Source organism: Limnoglobus sp. (assembly GCF_059499385.1).
Window position 1 is genome coordinate 1 of the sequence record NZ_JCABYM010000099.1, and the last position, 2,131, is coordinate 2,131.

General features: G+C 67.7%; 3 protein-coding genes. All 3 read left to right on the forward strand.

Annotated elements, in window-relative coordinates; translation table 11 throughout:
* Positions 1-175 precede the first annotated feature (175 nt).
* Positions 176-886: a hypothetical protein gene (locus AC5JJ2_RS17595; protein WP_495859326.1), complete on the forward strand. Its 711-nt coding sequence runs from the start codon at positions 176-178 to the stop codon at positions 884-886.
* 96 nt (positions 887-982) lie between these two features.
* A complete protein-coding gene (locus AC5JJ2_RS17600) occupies positions 983-1,396 on the forward strand; it encodes a metalloregulator ArsR/SmtB family transcription factor (protein ID WP_495859327.1) in 414 nt (137 codons plus the stop codon).
* Positions 1,397-1,427: 31 nt separating this feature from the next.
* Positions 1,428-2,131 (forward strand): arsenite methyltransferase (arsM, locus tag AC5JJ2_RS17605; protein WP_495859328.1); only part of this gene is annotated, 704 nt, incomplete at its 3' end.

A 2,131-nucleotide genomic window follows, 5' to 3' on the forward strand; every position in this document is an offset into this window, starting at 1 on the left:
TTGGGGCGTTGCAACCGAAGGAATACTGCACGGCGGAGCCGTGCGGTGGCGAGGTGGCGGCGTCCCAACGGCGGAGCAGGAAGCGACGCGGCCAGGGTTAACGACGGCTTCCGGGGAGTGTGCCGTGAACACTCCCCAGCTTGTTCGTGATCTTTGAAGTGCCGGGCGGAGGCGTATGCAGTATCGGTGCGAGGCGGTTTCGGTCGAGGGGTTCATCCAGCAGCTCGCGGTGGCCTACGTGTCCCGCGGCTACCTGTTCTACGTGACCGGGGAAATCCCGCGGGGGAAAGACCCGGCCCGGGTCGATGCGAAGTTGGTCGAGCGCTACGGGGTCGGCCTCTCCCAATGGGCCAGGGCGCGGCGAAAGCGGGCCGGCCGGGCGAACGTCCAATACCTCCGACACGGGCGGTTCTTCGTGTTGCTCGCCACCCACGGGGAACACCCGTTCTTCGAGGCCGAGGGGGATCGGGTTCGGGACGCTCGGCGGCGGTCCATCAAGTATGCCGGCTACGCGGTCGGATTCCGCGGCGGGCACGTCCAGGTGCGAATCGACCGCCCGCGATACCGCGAACTCAAGGCGTGGTTTGAGGACGAGGCGACCCGGCGGTCCGCGGAGCGGCTGGCGAAGGCGTTCTATGACCTGCCGTTCGAGCCGTACGCCCTGGTCCGCCGACAAGAGTTCGATTTACTCCGGGCGGTCAACCGCCGCCGCCAGGCGGCCGGTCTGCCGCTCGTCCCGAAGGCGTGCATCTGGCTCAAGCGGCGGCCGGTCAAACCCTTCGGTGAGGGCGGGCCGGCGGCCGAACCATCCCTACCCACGGAAGGCGAGGACGGATTTCCGGAACGGGCTTCGGTGGCCTGTGATAGGACGCCGGGTCTACGCTGACCGGGGCCGGCGTCGCGTGCCGGATACCGCAAACGCGGTTGCGCTCTTGACACGAATACACGATTCCGTGTATTCATTGGCTGGAGGGAGTATCCCATGACGCGAGAAACGGCACGCACCCCCCGCGGGGGGAAGGGGCATGAGTCGGCCGTGGTCTGCGGCCCGGGGCGGCCGGCCCTGGCCGACCGGCCCCTGTTGTCGTTCGTCGAGGCGGTCAAGGTGATGGCGCTCTTCAAGGTGCTCGCGAACGACACCCGCATCCGGCTCCTCCACCACCTGGTCCGGAGCGGGGAGGCGACCGTGACCGACATGGCGAAGACGCTCGGCATGAAGCCGCAGGCGGTCTCGAATCAGCTCGTGCGGCTGTCCGACACCGGGATGCTCCAGTCCCGCCGCGAGGGGAACAACGTGTTCTACCGCGTGGTGAACGGGTGCGTCGCGCCGCTCCTCGACCTGGCCCTCTGCCTGATGGAGGACGAGAGGGGCAACGGGACGAAGGGATGCACGTAACGCGGGCATGGTCCCGCATTCGGAGGAAAAGATGTCGAAGACGATACAAGACGCGGTGAGGGAAAAATACGCGGCCGTCGCGGTCAGCGGACTCTCGACGGAGGACGCCGGCGTCCGGGCGGTCGCCGAGGCGTTCGGCTACTCGGCGGAGGAACTGGCGAGCATCCCGGCCGGGGCGAACATGGGGCTGTCGTGCGGCAACCCGACCGCGACGGCGAACCTCCGCCCCGGCGAGGTGGTGGTCGATCTCGGCTCCGGCGGCGGCCTCGACGTGTTCCTCGCGGCCAAGAAGGTCGGCCCGACGGGGAAGGCCATCGGCATCGACATGACGCCCGAGATGGTCGAGCGTGCAAACCGCGGAGCGCAGAAGCAGGGGCTTACAAACGTCGAGTTCCACCTCGCGGCCATCGACAAGACGCCGCTCGCCGACGACTCGGTGGACTGCGTCATTTCCAACTGCGTCATCAACCTCGCGGCCGACAAGCCGGCCGTGTTCCGGGAAATCTTCCGGGTGCTCAAGCCTGGGGGCCGTGTCGCGGTCTCCGACATCGCGCTCACCGGAACCATGCCGCCAGAGATCGGCGAGAACCTCCTGGCCTACATCGGCTGCATCGCCGGGGCGATTCCGGTTGACGACTATGTTGCCGGTCTCAAGGCGGCAGGCTTCTCCGCGGTGCAGGTCGTGGACACGAAGAAGGACTTGAACGCCTACGCGAAGGTCGAGAACCAGGCCGG